We start from the raw sequence: 22532 nt of genomic DNA on the forward strand, positions 1-22532 counted from the left end.
CCACCCAACTGCGGCAATGGCCGCCTACGCCCGTGAAAATACTGATCTATTGCATCAATTTCGCACCTGAACTCACAGGCATCGGCAAGTACACCGGCGAGATGGCCGCATGGCTTGCTGCACGCGGGCATGATGTGCGGGTGGTGACGGCGCCACCGTATTACCCGGACTGGAAGGTAGGCGTTGGCCATTCGGGCGTGTCCTGGCGCCGCGAGCAGTGGCAAGGAGCGCAAGTCTGGCGATGCCCTTTGTGGGTGCCGGCACGGCCAGGGGGAATCAAACGCGTGCTGCACCTGGCTAGCTTTGCGCTCAGCAGCCTGCCGGTGATGTTGCGGCAACTGTTGTGGCTGCCTGATGCCGTGTGGGTCGTCGAGCCGCCGCTGTTTTGCGCTCCCACGGCCTGGGCTGTGGCCCGGCTGTCGGGTGCACGCGCCTGGCTGCACATCTCTGACTACGAAGTCGATGCCGCATTCGACCTGGGCCTGCTCAAAGGCAAAACGCTCAAGCGCGTGGTGCTTGCCGCCGAAAATTGGCTGATGCGCCGCTTTGACGTGGTTTCCACGATTTCACAGCGGATGCTGGAGCGAGCGCTGTCCAAAGGCGTCAGTGCCCATCGGCTGGTGTCGTTTCCCAACTGGGTCGATGTGGGCTCGTTCATTTCTGCCAGCGGACAGGCTTACCGCAATGAGCTGGGCATTCCGCCAGGTGCTGTGGTGGCGCTGTATTCCGGCAATATGGGGCGCAAGCAGGGCCTGGAAATCATGGCCCAGGTGGCTAAATCGTGCGCAGAACAGCGGCATGGCAGCGACCGGCTGTGGTTTGTCTTTTGTGGCAATGGCGTGGGCAGGGCAGACCTGCTGGCCTTATGCGAAGGCATTTCGAATATTCTTTTTCTGGACTTGCAGCCTGCAGCGCGGCTGCCCGATCTGTTGGCAATGGCCGACATTCATCTCATGCCACAGCGAGCAGGCGCGGCTGACCTGGTCATGCCCAGCAAGCTGACCGGAATGCTTGCCAGCGCAAGACCGGTGGTGGCCACAGCGCTTGCTGGTTCGGAACTTGCCAACGTCGTTCAGATGTGCGGCATTGTGGTGCCGCCTGAAGACCCGGCTGCCATGACCTGTGCAGTTCTTGCACTGGCAGCCAATGGATCATGGCGTGAGCAGCTTGGCCAGGCAGGAAGGAACCACGCGCTGCACCAGATAGACCGTGAATCCGTGTTGCAACGGTTTGAGAAAACCCTGACAGACATGCCTGAAGGCGCTGTCGAGCAGTTGTAGCGCATGACACTACCTGCCTTGGCATGCCGACCATGCCAATGTCTTTGCTGCTCAAGCCTGGACGGGCATTGACTGGCTGTTTCAAGTTGCACTGGAAACGGTGATTGCACTGTTCGAGCCTGTTGCTCGTTTACATGAATACAAAAGCTGATATTCACAGACAGGTGGCCCAGGAGTCAAACCGGGTCATCCTGACAGGCAGCCGCATCCTGATCATGGACATGAACAGCATTGAACAAGCTCGTGGACCAGATTTTTCATGAAATATTTTTTCAGGCATGCGATGCCCATCTATATCAAGATGCATTGAAGCACTGCCAGGAGCATTATTTTTGTCATCTGGCGCCCAACTTACGGAGAGTCAATTAAAACGCCAGAATTTGTTTTCTAAAATTTTGTTCAAACCGCTGAATGCACCATTATGTTGACAAAACGCATTGCTTTCAAAATAGATCAGGACCCCGCATTGGTCGTTCCTGCAAGGAATTATCTTGCTGGAATAGCTGAAGGAATTTTTATCGGACTGGTTCTGGTGTTGTCGCTTTGGACGCTTGCATTTCATTTCGAGCATGTGTTGCGCCCGGCCTACCTTGTCCTCTCTATCGTGGTCTTCACCCTGTCTGCATGGGGTGCAATGCAATTCAAGCTATCGATGTTGGAAAATTCATTAAATATTGCAATATTCTGGTGTTGCATTGCTTTGATTTTCAGGCTGAGCGATTTTTCAGCGCACTTCACCCGGTATTTTTCAAAAGAGGTCATCTATACGTGGCTATGGGTTGCACCAGCTTCCCAAATCGGAGCGCATCTTGTTCTTCGCGGGGTTTTTCCCGGTTTATTCAAAGAGCAAGTTGCATCTCGCAGGATGGTCGTTGTCGGCATGAACAGGCAAGGAATCGCACTTGCAAGAAAAGTCGAGTTCGCGCCTTATGCTGACACGGAATTCATGGGGTTTTTCGAAGACCGGGGAATGGATCGCATCAGCAGGGAAGACCGATACCGGGTGCTGGGAAAGATCGAGAGCCTGGCAGCCTATGTCAAAAAGCATCGGGTCCAGTCAGTTTACCTGTCATTGCCCATGACGGCGCAGCCAAGAATACTGGAAATTCTTGATAGCCTCAAGGATACGACATGCTCCATTTATTTCGTTCCAGACATGTTCATCACAGACTTGATTCAGGGACGCAGCCAGTCCGTATGCGGCGTCGATGTCATCTCTGTCTGTGACACCCCGTTCAGGGGTTTCAGGAGTTTCCTGAAGCGCGCAAGCGACATAGTTTTTTCAACCTTCATATTGATGCTCATTTTTCCCCTGCTGCTGTTGATCGCGCTGATGGTTAAATCAACTTCGCCAGGTCCTGTCATTTTCCGGCAAAGACGGTATGGCCTGGATGGCGAACAGATTGTGATTTACAAGTTTCGCTCCATGGCGGTCATCGAAGATGGCAGCACGATTCAGCAAGCCACGAAAAATGACTTGCGAATTACCCCGCTGGGTGCATTTTTGCGCAGGACGTCACTCGATGAACTACCGCAATTCATCAATGTATTGCAGGGCCGCATGAGTATCGTGGGGCCACGGCCCCATGCAGTTGCCCACAATGAGATGTACCGCACATTGATCAAGGGTTATATGGTCAGGCACAAGGTTCGGCCTGGCATCACCGGTTGGGCGCAGGTGAATGGCTTGCGCGGTGAAACCGACAAGCTGGAAAAAATGCAGGCACGTATCGATTTTGATCTGGATTATTTGCGCAAATGGTCACTGCTGCTCGACATGATCATTATTGTCAAAACAATCCGCCTTGTCTTTAAAGACAGTACTGCTTATTGACGGTCGATTTCGTAGTCAATTTGGTAAAAAATGAAATTGCAAGAAGTCAGTAGTGCAAACGCGCCAAGAAATCCCGTTATACGCCATAGCAGGAAAACATGCAGTTTTTGAATATTCGCCAGATGTTGCAGTGTGCGGCGCTTGTCGGTTTGCAAGCGCTGGCGCAGTTCGATGACTGGAAGTAGGCAATGCAGCGCATCCGTCTTGCGCGGGCACGCTTTGAATTTCATCAAAACCTGTTGAAATTTCCAAGTAACCAAACGCGTGGAATTTGATTCCTTGCACGTTGAGCCCTCACCAGTCTACAAGCAAGCCTCGCATATCAAGTGCTCGCATGTTTTTCAGGTAGGGATTTTTGATAAAAGCAGGGATTGACTATGAAATACAGAAGGGAAATAGATGGCCTCAGAGCATTGGCCGTCATTCCAGTAATCATGTTTCATGCTGGATTTGATTCTTTCAGTGGTGGCTTTGTTGGCGTAGATATATTTTTTGTGATTAGTGGATATCTGATAACTACAATCATTTATGCGGATCTGCAGGCTGGCAGATTTTCAATCTCAAAATTTTATGAACGAAGGGCTCGAAGAATCCTGCCGTGCCTGTATCTGGTGATGCTGACGAGTATTTTTTTGGGTTACTTCTGGATGATGCCGGACGAATTCAAAAATTTAGGCCAGTCAATTTTTGCAACAACGATTTTTTCAAACAATATATTACTGGCACTTACTTCTGGCTATTGGGCTTTGGCAAGCGAATACAAGCCGCTGCTTCATACGTGGAGTCTGGGTGTTGAAGAGCAGTACTATATTATATTTCCTTTTATCCTGATAATTGGATGGAAATACTTTCGGAAGTACCTGCGGGCAACTGTTTTTTTTATTGCTTTGGCAAGTTTTTTGCTGGCAACATGGGGTGTTGCCAAGTCGCCGGATCTTGCGTTTTATCTTTTGCCGACAAGGGCATGGGAAATACTGCTCGGCTCATTGACTGCATTTTATTTGAGCAACAAGGCACCTGTTACCGGTGATCCGGCCAGTAGCGATTTGCTGAGTTTGGCTGGCCTGCTCCTGATATTGATATCTATTTTTACATTTGGTCGAAATCAACCGGCACCTGGAATTTATATACTTGTTCCCACGATAGGTTCAGTTCTGGTCATTGCCTATTCATCTGAAAATACCTTTGCCGGAAAACTATTGGGAAACCGGTTTGTGGTTGGTTTGGGGTTGATTAGCTACAGCGCTTACTTGTGGCATCAACCCCTTTTCAGCTTCTCCCGTATCTATTTTGTGAATCCACCAGGCAGGAACATTGCAGCAGTCCTGATCGGCTTGACTTTATTCATCGCATACCTCAGCTGGAAATTCATCGAGACTCCTTTCCGGGATAAATCAATATTTTCCAAAAAAACCATATTTTATGGTTCTGCGCTATGTTCTGCAGCATTTTTAGCCGCTGGATTTTATTTGAACAACAGTTACGGCATGCCTGTGAGGGTTTTTCCTGCCAGTGTGTTGCTGGGCGATCTGGACAAGAGAATTTATAACGAGCGGGTTTTTGACTTTAAAAAAAATAGATTTTCTGATCTGTCAAAAATTAACATTCTGGTATTGGGCAATAGCACCGGCAGAGATTTTGTTAATATGACATCAGAGACATTTGACATGTCAAATGTTGAAATGATTTATCACGATGACTTCAGTGATTGCATGATTCCTTTTAAAAACGATACTTATAAAAATCTTGTTGAAAATGCTGACATTGTTGTTTTTGCAAGTGGCTACCGAAAGGAATGTATAAAAAAAGATGTCGAATATTCCAAAAAAAATGGCTTTGAACTATTTTATTCCGGCCCAAAAGGGTTTGGACAAAATCTTAACTGGATAATCAGGCTGGCACCTGAAAAACAGGCAAATCAATTCAATCCGGTGCTTGATGAAACAATCAAGCTCGAACAGGAAATGTTGGCCGAAATTCCCTTCGAAAATTATCTGTCTTTAATGTCCGGTGTCGTGAAGGACGGTTATATACCAATTACCGACGAAATGGGTCTTCCCATCAGTACGGACAGAGTGCATTTGACCAAGTATGGCGCTATTTATTTCGGGAAAAAGGTTTTGTTGACCAGCCGTTATGGCGAACTGCTGAAGCACTCAATAGTGCGCGAATCTTACTGACTGAAATCCTACTGAAACCCTGTTGATCCCAGGCATTGGGCTTGTCGCTGTCCCACATGGATGTCCTGCAAATTCAAACTGACCTTGACGACGCCTTTTACGGCTTGCTGTGCAGCGCGGATCACAACATCCTGCTGGGTGTTCAAAACGATGGATGTTGACGCCACCGCGCCGTAAAAAGGCACTGTTCGGCCACTAACCAGGTCGGGGCGCAGGTCCCACAATCCCAAACCCAACGCACTGAGAGATTTGTTTGTTCCAGAACTCCCCCGTGGCATCCGGTTTTCGAAGTGACATCAATGGCTTGCGTGCCTGGGCCGTTGCCGCGGTGATTTTTTATCACTTTGGCATTTCTGGGTTCAGCGGCGGTTTTGTCGGCGTCGATGTGTTTTTTGTGATTTCAGGCTTTTTGATGACTGGCATGGTGGCCACCAGCCTGGAGCGCGGGCATTTTTCGCTGTTTACTTTTTACCTGGCCAGGGCGCGGCGCATCATGCCGGCCCTGATCGTGCTGTGTACGGTCCTGCTGGTGCTGGGCTGGTGGACGCTGCCGCCGGTCGAGTATTCGGCGCTGGGTGCCCATGCGGTGCTCAGCCTGGTTTTTCTCTCCAACGTCAAGTTCTGGCGCGAGGCTGGTTATTTTGACGCCGCGTCGCATGAAAAATGGTTGCTGCACACCTGGTCGCTGGCGGTGGAGTGGCAGTTTTACCTGCTGCTGCCCCTGCTGCTGATGGCCGTGTGGAAGTGGCGCCCGGGTCGCCGTCCGCTGGGCATGGCCCTGACCGTGGTGCTGCTCATTTCGCTCGCCTTGTCGGTGGTGACAACACTGCTGCGCCCGACGGCGGCTTTTTACCTGCTGCCTACGCGCGCCTGGGAAATGCTGGCCGGTGGGCTGGCCTGCCTGCTGGCGCACCGCGTCAACCTCACGGCGCGCCAGCGCACCGTACTCGAAGCAGCCGGGCTGGCGCTGGTGATCGGCGCCATGGCCGGCTTTGACACCGCATCGCCCTGGCCGGGCTGGCGTGCCTTGGTGCCGGTGCTGGGCACGGTGGCTGTACTGCTGGCTGTGCGTTCTGCCTCGTCCTGGACAGGACACGCTGCCGCACAGTGGCTGGGCTCGCGCTCCTATTCGCTTTACCTGTGGCATTGGCCGGTCATGGTGGCGCTGAATTACCTCGAATGGGAGGCAGACGCCCCAGCCATTGCCGCCGGTCTGGCGCTGACGCTGGTGCTTGGCGACCTGTCCTATCGTCTGGTCGAATTGCCCGCCCGGATGCAATTGGGCCAACTGCGAAGGGCTTGGGGCGGGGTGTTCTTGCTTGGCGCGGTGGTGGCCGTGGCAGCGCCTGTGCTGGGGATTCGGGCGAATGATGGCGTTGCCGGACGGTTTTCAAACGCCATTGAGGCGATGGCCGCGGAATCAAAAAACATCAATCCGCGCCGGCACGAATGCCATGTTGACCAGGGCGGCAGCACGTCGCCTTCATGCATGTATGGCGGGAAGCATCTGAGAGCCATCGTGATCGGCGACAGCCATGCCGATGCGGTCACGACCGCGCTGGCGGCTGCTGTTCCCGATCCAGCCGATGGCATCATGCAATGGACTTACGGCGGCTGTCCGGCCTTGCCGGGCGTGTCGGCATCGCCGGCATTCAAGGAAGCGCAAGCGAACAAAGGGTACGCGTGCGAGGAATTCGTGGAATGGGTCATGGATCAACTCGATGCAGTTCCCAGGCATGTCCCGCTCGTTGTCGTGCACCGGTTGAGCTTTTATGCCTTTGGCGAACCGGACGCCTCAAAAGCCGCCGTACCAATGGTTTTCTTTTCGCAGTTGCAGGATTCGGCCACGCCAGAATTTCTGCGCGAATTCACGGCCAAGGTCACTGACACGGCCTGCCTCATGGCAAAAAACCGCACCGTTTACCTGGTCCGCCCCATCCCTGAAATGCCTGCCGATGTGCCAAAGTCCATGGCACGGGCGCTGTTGTTCGGACAGGAGATAGACATTTCCATTCCCCTGGCGGCTTATCAACAGCGCCATGCGCTTGTCTGGGCTGCGCAAGACGCCGCGCATGACCGCTGCGGCGTTAAAATCCTCGACCCCTTGCCTTACCTGTGTCCGGAAGGTCGCTGCCAGGGCGCCAGGGATGACCGGCCGCTGTACCACGATGACGACCATATGAGCGAATATGGCAACAAGTTGCTTGTGCCGATGTTTGCGGAGATTTTTCAGACGCATGGCAATGGCACGCCTGAACGAAAACATTCCCGGATGAAAAACCAGTTGAGCTTTTTCCGGTGAATGAAAACCTTGAACCCTTTGCCGTGCCGCCGAACCGGTACCCAGCGTGCCATTGGCACCGGTTTCGGGTCAATCAAGTGCGCAGCAGCCATAATTTAAGCCAAATATGGCTGCTGCGCTTTCACTGAAAGCATTATTTGCTATTTATTCAATAGCAAAAAAAGCATCATCAGCTCACCCGGATCAGTTTCTTGTTGACGAATTCCTGGATGCCCGCGCCTGACAGTTCGCGGCCATAGCCTGAATTCTTCACGCCGCCAAACGGCAGTTCCGGCGACGACGAAGCGCCCGAGTTGATGAACACCATGCCGGTGTCGATGCGCCGCGCCACGCGCTTGCCGCGCTCGATGTCCTGCGTGAACACCGAGCCGCCCAGGCCGAACGGTGAATCATTGGCAAGCGCCACCGCCGCATCCTCGTCGGCCACCCGGAAGAAGAGCGCCACCGGGCCAAAGAACTCCTGCATGTAGGCCGGGTTGCCCTTGTCGATGTCAGTCAGGATGGTCGGCTGCATGAAGGTGCCAGCCTGGCCTTCAATGCGCTTGCCGCCGGTCAGCACGCGCGCGCCGCCTGCTACCGCCTCGTCCACCTGGCCCAGCAGGTTTTTCAATGCTTCGGCCGAAGACAGCGGCGCCAGCGTGGTCTGCTTGTCCATCGGGTCGCCGGGCTTGAAGTTTTCCAGCGCGGCCTGGAATTTCTCCAGGAAACCGTCGGCCATCGATTCAACCACGATGAAGCGCTTGGACGCGGTGCAGGCCTGGCCCGAATTGCTCATCCGGCCGCTGACGGCGTGCTTGACCGCCTTGTCCAGGTCGGCGTCGTCAAGCACGATGAAGGCGTCGCTGCCGCCGAGTTCCATCGTCGTCTTTTTCAGGTTCTGCCCGGCCCGCGCGGCCACCACGGCGCCAGCGGCTTCGCTGCCGGTCAGCGCCACGGCGCGGATGCGCGCATCGTCAATCACCTGCGCCACCTGGTCTTTGGAGATGAACAGGTTGGTATAGGCGCCCGCCGGTGCGCCGGCTTCGAGCATCAGGCGCTCCCAGGCCAGCGCGCATTGCGGCACGCTGGAGGCATGCTTGACCATGACCACGTTGCCGGCCATCAGGTTGGGCGCGGCAAAGCGGGCGATCTGGTAGTACGGGTAGTTCCACGGCTCGACGCCGAACAGCACGCCGATGGGGCTGCTTTCGACCATCGCTTCGCCGCGTGGGGTGGCGATTTTTTCGGGGGCCAGGAAACGCTCGGCATGCTCGGCGTAATAGTCAAGAATGGCCGCGCTCAGGGCGACTTCGCCCAGGCTTTGCGGTAGCAGCTTGCCCATTTCCAGCGTGATCAGCTCGGCAAACTCCTGCGGACGCTCGCGCAGGATGGCGGCGGCGCGCGCCAGCACAGCGGACCGCTCGGCGAAGCTTTTGCCGCGCCATTCGGTTTCAAAACAGCTGGACGCCTGGCTGAGTTTTTCCTCAAGCTGCGCGTCGCTGATTTCGTCGAATTTCTGCAGGACTTTTCCGTTGTAGGGATTGGTACTTTGGTAGGCCATGAATTCCTTTTTGATCGGTTGACAGATGAACTATTGGACCCGTGGGCGGCTTGCCTGGCCATCGGCTATCAGGCTGCATGCCCGTAGGTCAATGCTTGACTATTCGCCTTTCAGCTGGCGCAGCACAGCCTGCGCTGCAGGTTCTGACGAGGCCGGATTCTGGCCGGTGATCAGCTTGCCGTCGATGACGACATACGGCTGCCAGTCGGCGCCCTTGCTGTAGTGGCCGCCGTTTTTCACCAGCATGTCTTCGACCAGGAAGGGCACGATGTCGGTCAGCTGCACGCCTTCTTCTTCGGTGTTGGTAAAGCCGGTGACGTTTTTGCCCTTGACCAGCGGTGTGCCGTCGGCGGCCTTGACATGGCGCAGCGCGCCGGGCGCATGGCAAACGGCTGACACGGTCTTGCCGGCGGCGGCCATGGATTCAATCAGCTTGATGGAATCGGCGTCTTCGGCCAGGTCCCACAACGGGCCGTGGCCGCCGGGGTAGAACAGCGCGTCAAAGCCATCGCCGGATACCGCCGACAGCTTGCCGGTATGGGCCAGTGCAGCCTGCGCGGCGGGGTCGGCCTTGAAACGGCGGGTGGCATCGGTCTGCGCGTCGGCTTCGTCGCTTTTCGGGTCGAGTGGCGGCTGGCCGCCCTGGGGTGACACCAGCGTGATGTCGGCGCCCGCGTCCTTGAACGCGTAATAGGGCGCGGCAAATTCTTCCAGCCAGAACCCGGTTTTCTTGCCGGTGTTGCCGAGCTGGTCGTGCGAGGTAAGAACCATCAGAATTTTCATGTCATGTCCTTTATGCACCGTCCCTGCCTCAGCCGGGGCAGTGAGGGGCGTTTAATGTGGTCGAAATGGCTGCGTGGCTGCTCTTTATCAATGAAAAAGTGCTTTTGCGCAAGTGCCATGAGCGCAAGCAGCTATCTATTTAATAGCGTCATGAAGCGTCCGGGCCTTACGCCGGCTGCAAGTCCAGTGTCGGGTAATCGGTGTAACCGTGCGCACCGCCGCCGTAGAACGTCGTGCGGTCAGGGGTATTGAGTTCCGCGCCCTGGCGGAAACGTTCGACCAGGTCGGCATTGGCAATGAACGGCCGGCCGAACGCCACGGCGTCCGCCGTGCCCTGGGCAATCAGCGCATCGGCCTCGGCCGCCGTGTAGCCGCCGCAGAAAATCAGTACGCCGTCAAACGACGTGCGCAGCTGCGCCCGGAAGGTATCGGTCAGTTCGGGGCCGCCGGCCCAGTCGGGTTCGGCGATGTGCAAATAAGCAATGCCGCGCTCGCTGAAGGCACGCGCCATGTACAGGGCGCTGGCTTCGGCTTCGCTGTCGTTGATGCCGTGCGCCATGAAATGCGGCGACAGGCGAACGCCGACCTGCGACGCACCCACCACGCCGATCAGCGCATCGAGCGCCTCCAGCGTCAGGCGCGCACGGTTTTCCAGGCTGCCGCCGTAGGCATCCGTGCGCTGGTTGCTGTTGGTGGACAAAAACTGGTGCAGCAGGTAGCCGTTGGCCGCGTGCAGTTCCAGAAAGTCAAAGCCTGCCCGCTGGCCGCGCACGGCGGCCTGGCGGTACTGCTCGACGATGCCCGGCAGTTCTTCCGTCGCCAGGGCGCGCGGTGTTTCGGTCGGCACGTTTTCAGCGGTGCCGTCGGGCTGGATCACGAAGCACTGGGCGCCTTTGGCGATCAGTGCCGACGGCGCGACCGGTGCGGCGCCGTTTTCCTGCAGCAGCGAATGCGAGATGCGGCCGACATGCCAGAGCTGCAACGCGATGTGACCGTACTGGGCATGCACCGCCTGCACGACCTTTTTCCAGCCGGCTTCCTGCGCGTCGGTGTAGATGCCGGGCGTCAGGGCATAGCCCTGACCCTGGCGGGAAATCTGCGTGGCTTCGGTGACGATCAGGCCGGCGCTTGCGCGCTGGGTGTAATACGCCACGTTGAGGGCCTGGGGCACGTCGCCTGGCTGGCCGGCCCGCGAGCGGGTCAGCGGCGCCATGATGACGCGGTTGGGCAGGGTCTGGTGGCCCATCTTCAGGGGCGCGAGGAGTTTTTTCAGCATGGGGATCTTTGAGGTTGAGGAATAAAAATGCGTACGGTGGGTGCCTGCGGACTTCAGGAATCCGCAAGCACCCCGGATAGGACCGCGCCTTACAGCGCCGCTTCCAGAATGGTTCGGCTGACTTGCGGGGTGATGTCCTGGTGTTCGCCCAGGCGGGTCATGCCGTGGGTTTCGAGTTGCTTGACCACCGCATCGACCGCTTCGCTTCCGAGGTCGTAGCCCGACAGGCGGGTGCTGATGCCCAGGCTTTCAAAAAACGCGCGGGTGCGGGCGATGGCCGCGTCAATCCGCTCGTCGTCGCTGCCGCTGGTGAGGTGCCAGACGCGTTCGGCGTATTGCAGCAGCTTGGCGCGTTTGGTGTTGCGCTGCGCGTTCAGCAGCGACGGCAGCACGATGGCCAGCGTGCGCGCATGGTCGATGCCATACAGCGCCGTCAGTTCGTGGCCGATCATGTGCGAGGCCCAGTCCTGCGGCACACCGGCGCCAATCAGGCCATTGAGCGCCAGCGTGGCGGTCCACATCAGGTTGGCGCGGGTGTCGTAGTCTTCGGGCTCGGCCAGCGCCTTGGGGGCAATTTCAATCAGCGTTTGCAGCAGGCCTTCGGCGAAACGGTCTTGCGCCAGGCCCTGCACCGGGTAGGTCAGGTACTGCTCTACCGTGTGGACAAACGCATCGACGATGCCATTGGCGATCTGCCTGGGCGGCAGCGTGAAGGTCTTGGTCGGGTCCAGCACCGAGAACACCGGAAACACGTGGCGGCTCATGAAGGCCAGCTTGGTGTGTGTCGCCTTGCGCGTCACCACCGCGCCATTGTTCATTTCCGAGCCGGTGGCCGGCAAGGTCAACACCGTGCCGAAGGGCAGGGCGCGGGTCACGTTGCTGCCGTGCTGCAGCAAGATGTCCCATGCGTCGCCTTCAAAGCAAGCCGCTGCCGCGACAAACTTGGTGCCATCAATCACCGAGCCGCCGCCGACGGCCAGCAAAAAGTCGATCTTTTCGCGCTGAACCTGCTCGACCGCTTTCATCAGTGTTTCGTAGGTCGGGTTCGGCTCGATGCCGCCAAACTCCTGGACCACGCGGTCGCCCAGTGCGGCCCTGACTTCAGCCAGCGTGCCGGTCTTCTCGGCACTGGCGCCACCGTACAGAATCAGCACCTTGGCGCTGGCGGGTACCAGATGGGCCAGCTCGGCGACCTTGTCACGTCCGAAAATGATTTGGGTGGGGTTGTAAAACGTAAAACTCTGCATGCTTTCTTTCTGAAATAGACCAGTCGGCTAATAGTTATTGAAAAAAATGGCTCGCAGGGTGGGCGCCGTGCGGGCCGGGATGGTTATAAAAAAAAGGATCAGGCCGCTGTCTGTTGTGGCAGTTTCAGCAAGCCCAAAGTTGCGGTCATGGCAGCATCCATGGCACTGCGATCTCGTCGTATTTTGGTCAGCAAGGCGGCGCCCAGCCACAACTCGTACAGCGACAGCGCCGTCTGGTTAGCATCGAAATCGCTGGCCAGCGAACCCTCGGCCAAGCCTTCTGCAATGCAGTGACCCAGCCGCTCGATGATCAGGTTGGTGCCGCGCAGCAAGGCGACGCGCATGGCTTCGGACATGTCAGACACCTCACCGCTCAGCTTCACCACCAGACAATTGCATTCAGTGACCTGCGCATCGTCGGTGCTGGCCCAGCTTTCCCAGTAGCGCATCAGGCGCTCTGCAGCGGGCGTTCCGTCGGGCCGGAGTTGCTGGTCAACATGCGCCAGGTAATCCTTGACGTAGCTGTCAACCAGCGCTTCGCCGAAGGCTTCCTTCGATTTGAAGTAGTGGTAGAACGAGCCCTTGGGCACGCGGGCCGTGGCCAGGATTTCGTTCAGTCCGACCGCCGAGAAGCCCTTGCCCAAAATGATGGTGCGTCCCGTGTCGAGGATGTGTTGCTTGACATCCGTGTGTTCGTTGCTCATGGGCTGGAGTTTACCGTTTAAATTAGACCAGTCGTCTAGTAAGGTCTTCTGCTGTCCATGAGCGGCTCGCGTTGCCGGGCACAATGTCGGGCATGAAAGCACCCCCAAGACTCCAATCCCTCGTTGAAGAGGGCCTGATCGATACCGTCGTCCGCCAGCTCATGAGTGGCAAGGAGGCGATGGTCTATGTGGTTCGCTGCGGCGACGAAACGCGTTGCGCCAAGATCTACAAGGAAGCCGACCAGCGCAGCTTTCGCCAGGCGGTCGATTACACCGAAAACCGCAAGGTCAAGAACAGCCGGCAGGCGCGCGCGATGGCCAAGGGCACCAAGTTTGGCCGGCAGGCCAGCGAAGCCGCCTGGCAAAGCGCCGAGGTCGATGCCCTGTACAAGCTGGCCGATGCCGGCGTGCGCGTGCCGCAGCCGTACAACTTCTGCGACGGCGTGTTGCTGATGGAACTGGTGACCGACGCCAACGGCGACGCCGCGCCACGCCTGAACGATGTCGATTTCACGCCCGAAGAGGCGCGCCGGCACCATGCCAGCTTGACCACCGAAGTCATCCGCATGCTGTGCGCCGGCGTCGTCCACGGCGACCTGTCCGAGTTCAACATCCTGCTGGCCGAAGACGGCCCGGTCATCATCGACCTGCCGCAGGCGGTGGATGCCGCCGGCAACAATCACGCCAATCGCATGCTGCTGCGCGACGTAGCCAACCTGCGCAATTTCTTTGGCCGTTTCGCGCCCGACCTGCTGAAGATCGACTACGGCAACGAGATGTGGGATTTGTACCAGCGCGGCGTGCTGTACCCCGACACGGTGCTGACCGGCCAGTTCCGGCGCAAGACCGGGCCGGTGGACCTGGGCGGCGTGCTGCGCGAGATCGACGACGCCAGCGCCGAGGAAGCCGCGCGCCGCGTGCGCATGGCGCAGTCCTGAGGCGGCGGCATCATCCTGGCTTTTTTCCAGGCGCACACGTCAGCTGATAGCTCTTTGCTACTGAATCAATAGCTGTTTACGCTTGCGGGATGTGCGGGGAAGCCATATTTGATTGCTAAAAAGTGACTGCTGGGGTTTCCGGCGTTGATGGCTGCGGTTTATTTTTCTGTTCTTTGGTTTGGTGGGTTCTTCTGTGGATTGAGGGGTGAGCGCCTTCCCGGCGGGGGGTAACTTTCTTTTCTGGCAAAAAAGAAAGTCACCAAAGAAAGTTGCCTTGGGAGCGGGAGCGGGTTAGAGCTGAACGCTCTGTCGGGCCATCGCTTCGCTGGGCCCTGGATTCTCTGATCGCTGGACAGGATTCCATGGCTTAGCTTGCTGGTTCTACCCTTCGTTCGCCAACAGCTTCACGCTCTGCTTTATCTGCTTTATCTGCTTGGCTTGCTTGGCTTGCGCTACGTGCGTCGCTTTGGGCTGTTTCATGTTTGCTGTCGGCTGCGCTATTTTTTGTTTCTCAGCTGCCGGGTGTGGAGCCACCATTGCCCTTTTCCTGTCCGCTGTCTGCAGGTTCAAACCAAGAAACAGACAGGGCGAGAAACTACCAGCAGTCTTTGAAACACAAACGAGCCGATCAAGCAGAGCGTGAAGCTGTTGGCGAACGAAGGGTAGAACCAGCCAGCTACTGGCATGGCTACCAGCCCCAACCTCCAGGTGCCCAGGGCCCAGCGAAGCGAAGGCCCGTCAGAGCGTTCAGCTCTGATCCGCTCCCGCTCCCAGGGCAACTTTCTTTGGTTACTTTCTTTTTTGCCAGAAAAGAAAGTCACCCCCCGCCGGGCAGGCGCTCACCCCTCAATCCACAGAAGAACCCACCAAAGCCAAAGCCAAAGAACAAGAACAAGAACAAGAACAGAAACTACAGCAATCAAGCGGCAAGCGTCAGCGCATGCCGGCTCGGCCGTTCGCCGATCTGCTGGCGCCACATGGCGTAGTACAGCCCCTTGGCTTCCAGCAGTTCGGCATGGCTGCCGCTTTCCACGATGCTGCCTTTTTCCAGCACAAAGATGGTGTTGGCATGCATGATGGTCGAGAGGCGGTGGGCAATCAGGAGCGTGATGCGGCTGCTGCTGGCCGACAGCTGGCGCACGGTGCGGGTGATCTGTTCCTCGGTGATCGAATCGAGCGCTGACGTGGCTTCGTCAAAAATCAAGAGGCGCGGCTGGCGGATCAAGGCCCGGGCAATCGACAGCCGCTGCTTTTCACCGCCCGACAGCTTCATGCCCATCTCGCCAATGACCAGGTCCAGCCCCTCGGGCGACTTGGCCAGCAGGTAGGCGCACGCGGCCTGCTCCATCGCGGCAATGATTTCGTCGTCGGTTGCGTCGGGTTTGACGAACTGCAGGTTCTCGCGCAGCGTGCCGGCGAACAGGTGCGTTTCCTGCGTCACAAAGCCGATTTGCCGCCGGACCTCGTTGTAGCGCAGGTCGCGGGTCGAAATGCCGTTGTAGGACACCTGGCCGCTGGCCGGTGAATACAGGCCGACCAGCAGCTTGACCAGCGTGGACTTGCCCGAGCCCGACGGGCCCACGAACGCAATGGTGTCGCCCAGCCCGGCGGAAAACGACAGCGATTCCAGCGCGTTGTCGGCGGCCCCCTTGTGGCGAAAGCTGACATCGCTAAAGCGCACCGACGTCACCGGCCCGGTCTTGACCGGCGACTCGGGCCGCCGTTCGACCGGTTTTTTCATCAGCGCGTCAAAGTTCAACAGCGACGTTTCGACCTCCCGGTAGGCCACGATCACATTGCCCAGTTCCTGCAACGGCGCAAAAATCGCCACCGAGATGAACTGCATGGCGATCAGCTCGCCGGTGCTCAGCACATCGCGAAAGATCAGCCACAGCAGGGCAAACAGGATCGCCAGCTTGAGCAGGCTCAGCGTGGTTCCCTGCAGGAAGGACAGCAGGCGGATGCGCCTGACCTTTTTCATTTCCAGCGCAAAGATCTTCATCGTCTGCGCCTGCAGCCGGCGTATCTCGGGAAAGGTCAGGCCCAGGCTCTTGATCAGTTCAATGTTGCGCAGCGACTCGGTGATGAAGCCCGAGTTGCGGTTGGTCTCGCGAACGATGGAACGCTGCTGCGTCTTGATCTCGCGGCTGAGCAGCCCGGTCAGCCCGCCCATCAGCAGCACGCCGACCAGAAACACCGGCACCAGCATCCAGTGCCTGGTCACTGAGTACCAGCTCAGGAAAGCAATGCCCACGATGGCCGCGAAAAAGGTGTTGATGAAGGCGTTGATGAAGCGCTCGCTGTCGGCCCGCACCTTTTGCAGCAGCGACAGCGTTTCGCCGCTGCGCAGGTCCTCGAATTCCTGGTATTTCAGCCGCAGCACCTGGCGCAGCCCGTCGTTGAAGATCTGCGTGCCGAATTTCTGCACCAGCAGCCGCGTCGCATAGTCCTGCAGCGTCCTGGCCAGCCGCGACAGCACGGCCACCCCCACCGCCAGCCCGAGCAGCGACAGCACGCCCGACACGAGTTCGGCTTCGGATTTGCCGGCGCGCCCGATGGCGTAGTCGTCGATGATCCGGCCGAAGATGATCGGGTCGACCAGCGCCAGCACCTGGCTGATGGCGGCCAGCAGCAGGGCGAGGGCGGCGAGCCTGCGGTGTGGCCGCAGATAGGTCCAGAGAATGTGCATGGTTTTATTCCTTAGCGCTGCGCATGCGCTGCAGTATCTCCAAAAGCGCGGTGGATGAAGCCAGGCGGAAAATTTCAGCGCCGTGGCAACGCAGACAACGCACGCATCCCCTGCGCAGTGGGTGGCCATGCATTTTCCCCAAAGGCGCGGACGGCAACCTTTTCAAGGGAGTCGGGTGATGGTGTGGCGTTGAATATTACAGTTTGTTGCCAAGTAAAGCCGTTGTATCCCTTGTTGAGGGGATGTGCCGGCGGGGCTATTTCTCTAAAAATTGTCACGTCTGGCGGCCGGTCTCTTCTGTAGTGGCAGCACCCCGTGTCAGCTGGTTGATTTCGTATCAGTGGTGACTGATAAAGTCCTGGGCGCCACGTCTCAGGCGCATAACTATTAAAGACAAGGGTTCTTCATGTCCACTCCCAAATACAAAATTGAAAGCAGCGGTACGCTTGCCAGTAATTTGTTACTGGCCATCAACTTTGACCACCTCTACGACAACAGTTCGCTGGCCGTGGCCATTGCCGCCAAAAGCATTACATTGCCGGTGCAAAAAGAGGTGCGCGTGGTGCGTGTGCATGACGGGGAAGTGATTTTTCGCACCAAGGTGGCGGATGCGGCGAACACGCACTTTTCCTGAGTGCCGTTGAGTCAGCCCTTTGCCGGGGAGCTTGCCCATGCAGAAGTTGACGCGCTGGTGCAGACCATTGCGCAGCGGCGCAGCATGCGCGGACATGCGCCGCTTGCGTCGGCGCTGCTCAAAGCCTCCAGTCGTAATCGATCGTCAGCGGCGCATGGTCGCTGAAACGCTGCGCCTTGTGGATGGCTGCCGAGTGGGCGGTGGCGCCAAAGTCCGGCGTCGCTATTTGGTAGTCCAGCCGCCAGCCCACGTTTTTGGCATAGGCCTGGCCCCGGTTGCTCCACCAGGTGTAGGCGTCGCCGGTGGTTTCCGGATGTAGCCGGCGGTACACATCGACCATGCTGGCCTGGCCCAGCAGTTCCGTCATCCAGGCGCGTTCCTCAGGCAGAAAACCGCTGTTCTTGCGGTTGCCCTTGAAGTTTTTCAAGTCGATTTCCTGGTGTGCGATGTTGATGTCGCCGCACAGCACGAACTCGCGAGGCGTACCGTCGCACTGCTTCAGCGCCGCCAGACGCGGTTGCATCTCGGCCAGGAAGCGGAACTTGGCCGCCTGGCGCTCCTCGCCCGACGAGCCGCTCGGAAAATAGCAACTGATGATCGACAGTTTCGGGCTGTGGCTGCGTCCGGGCCGGTCAAAGCGCAATTCGACATAACGGCCTTCGGCATCGAACTCCGTCGAGCCGTAGCCCACGATCACGTCGCTGGGTTCGTGGCGGGTGTAGATGCCCACGCCCGAGTAGCCTTTTTTCTCGGCAAAGTGGAAATAGCCTTTGCTTCCGGCGATTTCTTCAAACCTGCCACTGATGTCGGTGGCCTGTGCCTTGAGTTCCTGGACACAAATACAATCCGGCATCGACTGGGCAACCCATTCCTGAAGGCCCTTGGTGGCGGCGGAACGGATGCCGTTGAGGTTGAGGCTGGTTAATTTGAACATGGGACTTTCAATGAATATGACGACAGGGCAGACAGGCAATCAAGGCGAGGCCATGCCACCGGAGGGCAGCCTGGCCCAGGAGTTCGTGCAGTTCGCCGTCGAATCGGGGGTGCTGCGCTTTGGCCAGTTCAAAACCAAGGCCGGGCGCATGAGCCCCTACTTTTTCAACGCCGGCCTGTTCGACGACGGCGCCAAGCTCGGCCGGCTGGCGCAATTTTATGCGCGCCAGCTGCTGGCCGAAGAGCAGCGCAGTGGCCTGGCCTTCGACATGATCTTCGGCCCGGCCTACAAGGGCATTCCGCTGGCCGCCGCCGTCGCCATCGAGCTCGCGCGGCTGGGGCGCAACCTGCCGTTTGCCTACAACCGCAAGGAAGCCAAGGACCACGGCGAGGGCGGCACGCTGGTCGGCGCACCCCTCCAGGGGCGGGTGCTGATCGTCGATGACGTGATGTCCGCCGGCACCGCCGTGCGCGAGTCGATAGCGCTGATCCAGGCGGCCGGCGCCACGCCGCATGCGGTGGCGATTGCGCTGGACCGGCAGGAAAAAGCCACCGAGAACGGGCTGGATGTGGACCACAGCGCCGTGCAATACGTCACGCGGCAACTTGGCTTGCAGGTCTGTGCCATTGCGCGCCTGAGCGACTTGCTGCAGTATCTGGCTTTGCACAGCGGCGACGCCACCGGCGGCGAAAGCGCCGATGCAGCGCCCCTGAAGGAACATTACCAGGCTGTCCTGGCTTACCGCGAACGCTACGGCGTCAACTGAAGAAACCAAATTGCGCCTGCCCTCACTGCTCTCGCCCGGTCTTGCCGGTCTGGCCTTCCTTCTGGGCGGCGCTGCGGCGGCGCAGGACATCTACTCCTGCGTGGACGCGAAAGGCCGCACCCTCACCGCCGACCGCCCGATTGCCGAATGCACCGACCGCACCCAGCGCACGCTGTCGCCGTCCGGCATCGTCACTCGCCAGATCGGTCCCTCACTGACCGCACATGAGCAGACCGCGCAGGATGAAAAAGACAGGCGGGCGGCCGAGCTGCGTGCCCGCGAAGCCGAAGAGCGGCGCCGCGACAAGGCGCTGCTGCTGCGCTATCCCACGCCTGAAGTGCATGCGCGCGAACGTTCGGCGGCGCTGCTGCAGATCGATGAAGTCATCAAGGCGTCAAGCAAGCGGCGCGGCGAGCTGGCTGACCAGCGCAAGTCCCTGGCCGGCGAACTGGAGTTTTATGCCAAGGACCCGTCCAGGGCGCCGGCTTCGCTCAAGCGCAGGCTGGAGGAAAACGAGGGCAGCGTCGCCGTGCAGCAACGCTTCATCGCCGACCAGCAGCAGGAAAAAAAGCGCGTCAACCAGCGCTTTGATGAAGAGCTGGCCAAGCTCAGGCAGCTGTGGCCGGCAGCCAGTCCCCCTGCCCCTGGCAGCGCTGGCAGTTCCCGGACCGTCAGGAACTGAGTTTTTGCAACTTTTGAGCTATCTCCCGTGACAGATGGCCGCGAGTCCGCATGACGCCTTTCCCTTCCAGGAGAGGCCGGGATGGGGGTCAGCAGGCGTGGGGTCAGTCACGAAAAACGCCATCGGGGAGCCCTCACCCCAGCCCTCTCCCAGAGGGAGAGGGAGTAAGAAGGGACTCCATTCTGCAAGCTGAGCAGCTTCAATTTTTGAAGCCAGATTGCCTGTTTGCGCAATGCTGGCGTGCATGAGTAGCTATTATTTCAATAGCGTTTTAATGCATGCAGTGCAGGGCCTCAAGCCAGCTTTTTCTTCAGCAATTCATTCACCTGCGCCGGGTTGGCCTTGCCCTTGGTCGCCTTCATGGCCTGGCCGACCAGCGCATTGAAGGCTTTGGCGTTGCCGGCGCGCACCTCTTCGACGTTTTTGGCGTTGGCCGCCAGCACGCCGTCGATGATGGTTTCGAGTTCACCGGTGTCGCTCATCTGCTTGAGGCCTTTGGCGTCGATCAGCGTGTCAACGTCCTGGCCTTCGCCGGTCCACAAGGCGTCAAACACCTGCCGGGCGGCATTGTTGGAAACCGTGCCGTCGGCAATGCGGCCAATCAGCGCGGCCAGCTGGGCGGCGCTGACGCTGGACGCTTCAATCGACTTTTCTTCTGCATTCAGGCGGCGCGACAACTCGCCCATGACCCAGTTGCTGGCCAGCTTCGGCTGCTTGCTGGCCGTTGCCACCGCCTCGAAGTAAGCCGCCGTCGCCTTGCTCTGCGTCAATTGGCCTGCGTCGTAGTCGCTCAGGCCATAGTCGGCGACAAAACGCGCCGCCATCACGCGCGGCAGTTCCGACATTTCCGCACGGGTCTTTTCCACCCAGTCCCGGCCAATCACCAGCGGCGGCAAGTCCGGGTCGGGGAAATAGCGGTAGTCGGCGGCGTCTTCCTTGCTGCGCATGCTGCGCGTCTCGCCGGTGTCCGGGTCGAACAGCACGGTCGCCTGCTGGATGGCGTGGCCGTCCTCGATCTGCTCGATCTGCCAGCGCACTTCGTAGTCCATGGCCTGCTGCATGAACTTGAAGCTGTTGAGGTTCTTGATCTCGCGACGCGTGCCCAGCGGCTCGCCGGGCTTGCGCACCGATACGTTGGCGTCGCAGCGGAAGCTGCCTTCCTGCATGTTGCCGTCGCAGATGCCGATCCAGGTGACGATCTTGTGCAACTCTTTGGCATAGGCCACGGCCTCGGCCGTCGAGCGCATGTCGGGCTCGGTGACGATCTCCAGCAGCGGCGTGCCGGCGCGGTTCAGGTCGATGCCGCTCTGGCCGATGAAGTCTTCATGCAGCGACTTGCCAGCGTCTTCTTCGAGGTGGGCGCGTACCAGCCGAACGGATTTCTTTTCGCCATCCAGGAAAAAATCGACCACGCCGCCCTGCACCACGGGAATCTCGAACTGGCTGATCTGGTAGCCCTTGGGCAGGTCGGGGTAGAAATAGTTCTTGCGGGCGAACACGCTGCTTTCGGCAATGTGCGCATTCACGGCCAGGCCAAACTCGATGGCGCGCTGGACCGCGCCCTTGTTCATCACCGGCAGCGCGCCGGGCAGGGCGAAATCGACGGCCGACGCGTTGGTGTTGGGCTCGGCACCGAACGAGGTCGAGGCGCGGCTGAAAATCTTGGATTTCGTGGTCAACTGGGTGTGGGTTTCAAAGCCGATAACGACTTCGTAGCCCTGCACCAGCAGGGAGGGGGTGGTTTTGCTCATGCTGCGGTTCCGGGTGCTTTCTGGTGCCAGTCGGTCGCCAGCTGGAACTGGTGCGCCGCGCCCAGCAGCTGCGCTTCCTTGAAATAGTTGCCGATCAGCTGCAGACCGACGGGCATGCCACCCGCGCCGAAACCGGCCGGTATGCTCATGCCCGGCAGGCCGGCCAGGCTGGACGACAGGGTGTAGATGTCAGCCAGGTAGCTGGCCAGCGGGTCGCTTGATTTTTCGCCGATCTTCCAGGCCACGGTGGGCGACACCGGCCCGGCAATCACGTCGCATTGCGTGAAGGCGGTCTGGAAGTCCTGCGCGATCAGGCGGCGGATCTTTTGCGCCTTCAGGTAGTAGGCATCGTAGTAGCCGTGGCTCAGCACATAGGTGCCGATCATGATGCGGCGCGTGGCCTCGTCGCCAAAGCCTTCGCTGCGCGACTTCTTGTACATGTCGGTCAGGTCGGTGTAGTGCGCCGCGCGGTGGCCGTAGCGCACGCCGTCAAAACGGCTCAGGTTGCTGCTGGCTTCGGCCGGGGCGATGACGTAGTAGACCGGAATCGACAATTCCGTCAGCGGCAGGCTGACATCGACCAGCGTGGCGCCCAGTTTTTCAAACTCGGCCAGCGCAGCGCGGACGGCGGCCAGCACGTCGGGCGCGCAGCCAGCGCCAAAAAACTGCGTGGGCAGACCGATTCTCAAGCCTTTTAGCGGCTTTCCGCTTGTCCCGTCTGGGTTTTTAGCTATTAAATCAGTAGCGTAATCCACGGCGGGCAGGTCCAGCGAGGTCGAGTCGCGGTCGGGGTCGGGTCCGGCCATCGCGGACAGCAGCAACGCGCAGTCGAGCGCGCTGCGCGCCATTGGGCCGGCCTGGTCCAGGCTGGAGGCAAACGCCACCATGCCGTAGCGCGAGCAGCGGCCATAGGTCGGCTTGATGCCGGTGATGCCGGTCAGCGACGCCGGCTGGCGGATCGAGCCGCCGGTGTCGGTGCCGGTGGCGGCGGG

Annotated in this window: 18 protein-coding genes; 8 read left to right on the forward strand and 10 right to left on the reverse strand. The window is 58.8% G+C overall.

Annotated features, from left to right (window positions below):
• The first annotated feature begins 32 nt into the window (after positions 1-32).
• The gene (locus GZ092_RS02375) at positions 33-1280 is read left to right on the forward strand and encodes a glycosyltransferase WbuB (protein ID WP_293634117.1); all 1248 of its coding nucleotides are present in this window, start codon (positions 33-35) and stop codon (positions 1278-1280) included.
• A 421-nt stretch (positions 1281-1701) separates the two neighbouring features.
• On the forward strand, positions 1702-3114 hold the full coding sequence (locus GZ092_RS02380) for an undecaprenyl-phosphate glucose phosphotransferase (RefSeq protein WP_293634118.1): 1413 nt from the start codon (positions 1702-1704) through the stop codon (positions 3112-3114).
• On the opposite strand, the gene GZ092_RS02385 is transcribed toward GZ092_RS02380, so the two are convergent.
• Entirely contained in the window at positions 3108-3344 is a 237-nt protein-coding gene (locus GZ092_RS02385) for a hypothetical protein (RefSeq protein WP_293634119.1), read from the reverse strand. The two genes, GZ092_RS02380 and GZ092_RS02385, sit on opposite strands and share 7 nt — an antisense overlap.
• 147 nt (positions 3345-3491) lie before the next feature.
• Here GZ092_RS02385 and GZ092_RS02390 point away from each other — a divergent pair, with 147 nt between their 5' ends.
• Together GZ092_RS02390 and GZ092_RS02395 are read left to right on the forward strand one after the other, a co-directional pair.
• Complete coding sequence (locus GZ092_RS02390) at positions 3492-5294, forward strand: acyltransferase (protein ID WP_293634120.1); 1803 nt, start codon at positions 3492-3494, stop codon at positions 5292-5294.
• Between the two features lie 253 nt (positions 5295-5547).
• Positions 5548-7596: an acyltransferase family protein gene (locus GZ092_RS02395; protein WP_293634121.1), complete on the forward strand. Its 2049-nt coding sequence runs from the start codon at positions 5548-5550 to the stop codon at positions 7594-7596.
• Positions 7597-7765: 169 nt separating this feature from the next.
• Here the strand turns inward: GZ092_RS02395 and GZ092_RS02400 are convergent, their stop codons facing one another.
• From GZ092_RS02400 to GZ092_RS02420, 5 genes are all read right to left on the reverse strand, one after another.
• On the reverse strand, positions 7766-9136 hold the full coding sequence (locus GZ092_RS02400; RefSeq protein WP_293634122.1) for an NAD-dependent succinate-semialdehyde dehydrogenase: 1371 nt from the start codon (positions 9134-9136) through the stop codon (positions 7766-7768).
• A gap of 99 nt (positions 9137-9235) precedes the next feature.
• Positions 9236-9919 (reverse strand): type 1 glutamine amidotransferase domain-containing protein, encoded by a 684-nt coding sequence (locus GZ092_RS02405; protein ID WP_293634123.1) that lies wholly within the window; start codon positions 9917-9919, stop codon positions 9236-9238.
• 166 nt (positions 9920-10085) lie between these two features.
• Complete coding sequence (locus tag GZ092_RS02410; RefSeq protein WP_293634124.1) at positions 10086-11195, reverse strand: alkene reductase; 1110 nt, start codon at positions 11193-11195, stop codon at positions 10086-10088.
• An 89-nt stretch (positions 11196-11284) separates the two neighbouring features.
• Positions 11285-12442, reverse strand: coding sequence for an iron-containing alcohol dehydrogenase (locus tag GZ092_RS02415; protein WP_293634125.1), 1158 nt, complete (start codon positions 12440-12442; stop codon positions 11285-11287).
• A 98-nt stretch (positions 12443-12540) separates the two neighbouring features.
• Positions 12541-13146: a TetR/AcrR family transcriptional regulator gene (locus GZ092_RS02420; protein ID WP_293634126.1), complete on the reverse strand. Its 606-nt coding sequence runs from the start codon at positions 13144-13146 to the stop codon at positions 12541-12543.
• Positions 13147-13238: 92 nt separating this feature from the next.
• Here GZ092_RS02420 and GZ092_RS02425 point away from each other — a divergent pair, with 92 nt between their 5' ends.
• Positions 13239-14084 (forward strand): PA4780 family RIO1-like protein kinase, encoded by an 846-nt coding sequence (locus GZ092_RS02425; protein WP_293634127.1) that lies wholly within the window; start codon positions 13239-13241, stop codon positions 14082-14084.
• A gap of 919 nt (positions 14085-15003) precedes the next feature.
• On the opposite strand, the gene GZ092_RS02430 is transcribed toward GZ092_RS02425, so the two are convergent.
• Positions 15004-16773, reverse strand: coding sequence for an ABC transporter ATP-binding protein (locus tag GZ092_RS02430; protein WP_293634128.1), 1770 nt, complete (start codon positions 16771-16773; stop codon positions 15004-15006).
• Positions 16774-17179: 406 nt separating this feature from the next.
• Here GZ092_RS02430 and GZ092_RS02435 point away from each other — a divergent pair, with 406 nt between their 5' ends.
• On the forward strand, positions 17180-17407 hold the full coding sequence (locus tag GZ092_RS02435) for a hypothetical protein (protein WP_293634129.1): 228 nt from the start codon (positions 17180-17182) through the stop codon (positions 17405-17407).
• Between the two features lie 118 nt (positions 17408-17525).
• On the opposite strand, the gene GZ092_RS02440 is transcribed toward GZ092_RS02435, so the two are convergent.
• Entirely contained in the window at positions 17526-18341 is an 816-nt protein-coding gene (locus GZ092_RS02440) for an exodeoxyribonuclease III (protein WP_293634130.1), read from the reverse strand.
• Positions 18342-18393: 52 nt separating this feature from the next.
• Between GZ092_RS02440 and pyrE the strand changes: the two genes are divergently transcribed.
• Together pyrE and GZ092_RS02450 are read left to right on the forward strand one after the other, a co-directional pair.
• Positions 18394-19107 carry an orotate phosphoribosyltransferase gene (gene pyrE, locus GZ092_RS02445; RefSeq protein WP_293634138.1) on the forward strand — a complete coding sequence of 238 codons (714 nt, stop codon included), beginning with the start codon at positions 18394-18396 and terminating at the stop codon, positions 19105-19107.
• 10 nt (positions 19108-19117) lie between these two features.
• On the forward strand, positions 19118-19789 hold the full coding sequence (locus GZ092_RS02450) for a DUF4124 domain-containing protein (protein WP_293634131.1): 672 nt from the start codon (positions 19118-19120) through the stop codon (positions 19787-19789).
• A gap of 293 nt (positions 19790-20082) precedes the next feature.
• On the opposite strand, the gene gatB is transcribed toward GZ092_RS02450, so the two are convergent.
• Together gatB and GZ092_RS02460 are read right to left on the reverse strand one after the other, a co-directional pair.
• Positions 20083-21540 carry an Asp-tRNA(Asn)/Glu-tRNA(Gln) amidotransferase subunit GatB gene (gene gatB, locus GZ092_RS02455; RefSeq protein ID WP_293634132.1) on the reverse strand — a complete coding sequence of 486 codons (1458 nt, stop codon included), beginning with the start codon at positions 21538-21540 and terminating at the stop codon, positions 20083-20085.
• Positions 21537-22532, reverse strand: a 996-nt coding sequence (locus GZ092_RS02460; protein ID WP_293634133.1) for an amidase family protein, incomplete at its 5' end; no start/stop codon positions are given. The genes gatB and GZ092_RS02460, both read right to left, overlap by 4 nt.

The sequence above is a fragment of the Polaromonas sp. genome, from assembly GCF_010365105.1.
Lineage (GTDB): Bacteria > Pseudomonadota > Gammaproteobacteria > Burkholderiales > Burkholderiaceae_C > Polaromonas.

Bases quoted from the DNA above. Each gene is read 5' to 3' on its own strand.
- GZ092_RS02390 (WP_293634120.1), top strand. From the start codon at position 3,492: ATGAAATACAGAAGGGAAATAGATGGCCTCAGAGCATTGGCCGTCATT.
- GZ092_RS02440 (WP_293634130.1), bottom strand. From the start codon at position 18,341: ATGTTCAAATTAACCAGCCTCAACCTCAACGGCATCCGTTCCGCCGCC.
- pyrE (WP_293634138.1), top strand. From the start codon at position 18,394: ATGCCACCGGAGGGCAGCCTGGCCCAGGAGTTCGTGCAGTTCGCCGTC.
- GZ092_RS02420 (WP_293634126.1), bottom strand. From the start codon at position 13,146: ATGAGCAACGAACACACGGATGTCAAGCAACACATCCTCGACACGGGA.
- GZ092_RS02400 (WP_293634122.1), bottom strand. From the start codon at position 9,136: ATGGCCTACCAAAGTACCAATCCCTACAACGGAAAAGTCCTGCAGAAA.
- gatB (WP_293634132.1), bottom strand. From the start codon at position 21,540: ATGAGCAAAACCACCCCCTCCCTGCTGGTGCAGGGCTACGAAGTCGTT.
- GZ092_RS02415 (WP_293634125.1), bottom strand. From the start codon at position 12,442: ATGCAGAGTTTTACGTTTTACAACCCCACCCAAATCATTTTCGGACGT.
- GZ092_RS02430 (WP_293634128.1), bottom strand. From the start codon at position 16,773: ATGCACATTCTCTGGACCTATCTGCGGCCACACCGCAGGCTCGCCGCC.
- GZ092_RS02380 (WP_293634118.1), top strand. From the start codon at position 1,702: ATGTTGACAAAACGCATTGCTTTCAAAATAGATCAGGACCCCGCATTG.
- GZ092_RS02435 (WP_293634129.1), top strand. From the start codon at position 17,180: ATGTCCACTCCCAAATACAAAATTGAAAGCAGCGGTACGCTTGCCAGT.
- GZ092_RS02425 (WP_293634127.1), top strand. From the start codon at position 13,239: ATGAAAGCACCCCCAAGACTCCAATCCCTCGTTGAAGAGGGCCTGATC.
- GZ092_RS02410 (WP_293634124.1), bottom strand. From the start codon at position 11,195: ATGCTGAAAAAACTCCTCGCGCCCCTGAAGATGGGCCACCAGACCCTG.
- GZ092_RS02405 (WP_293634123.1), bottom strand. From the start codon at position 9,919: ATGAAAATTCTGATGGTTCTTACCTCGCACGACCAGCTCGGCAACACC.
- GZ092_RS02385 (WP_293634119.1), bottom strand. From the start codon at position 3,344: ATGAAATTCAAAGCGTGCCCGCGCAAGACGGATGCGCTGCATTGCCTA.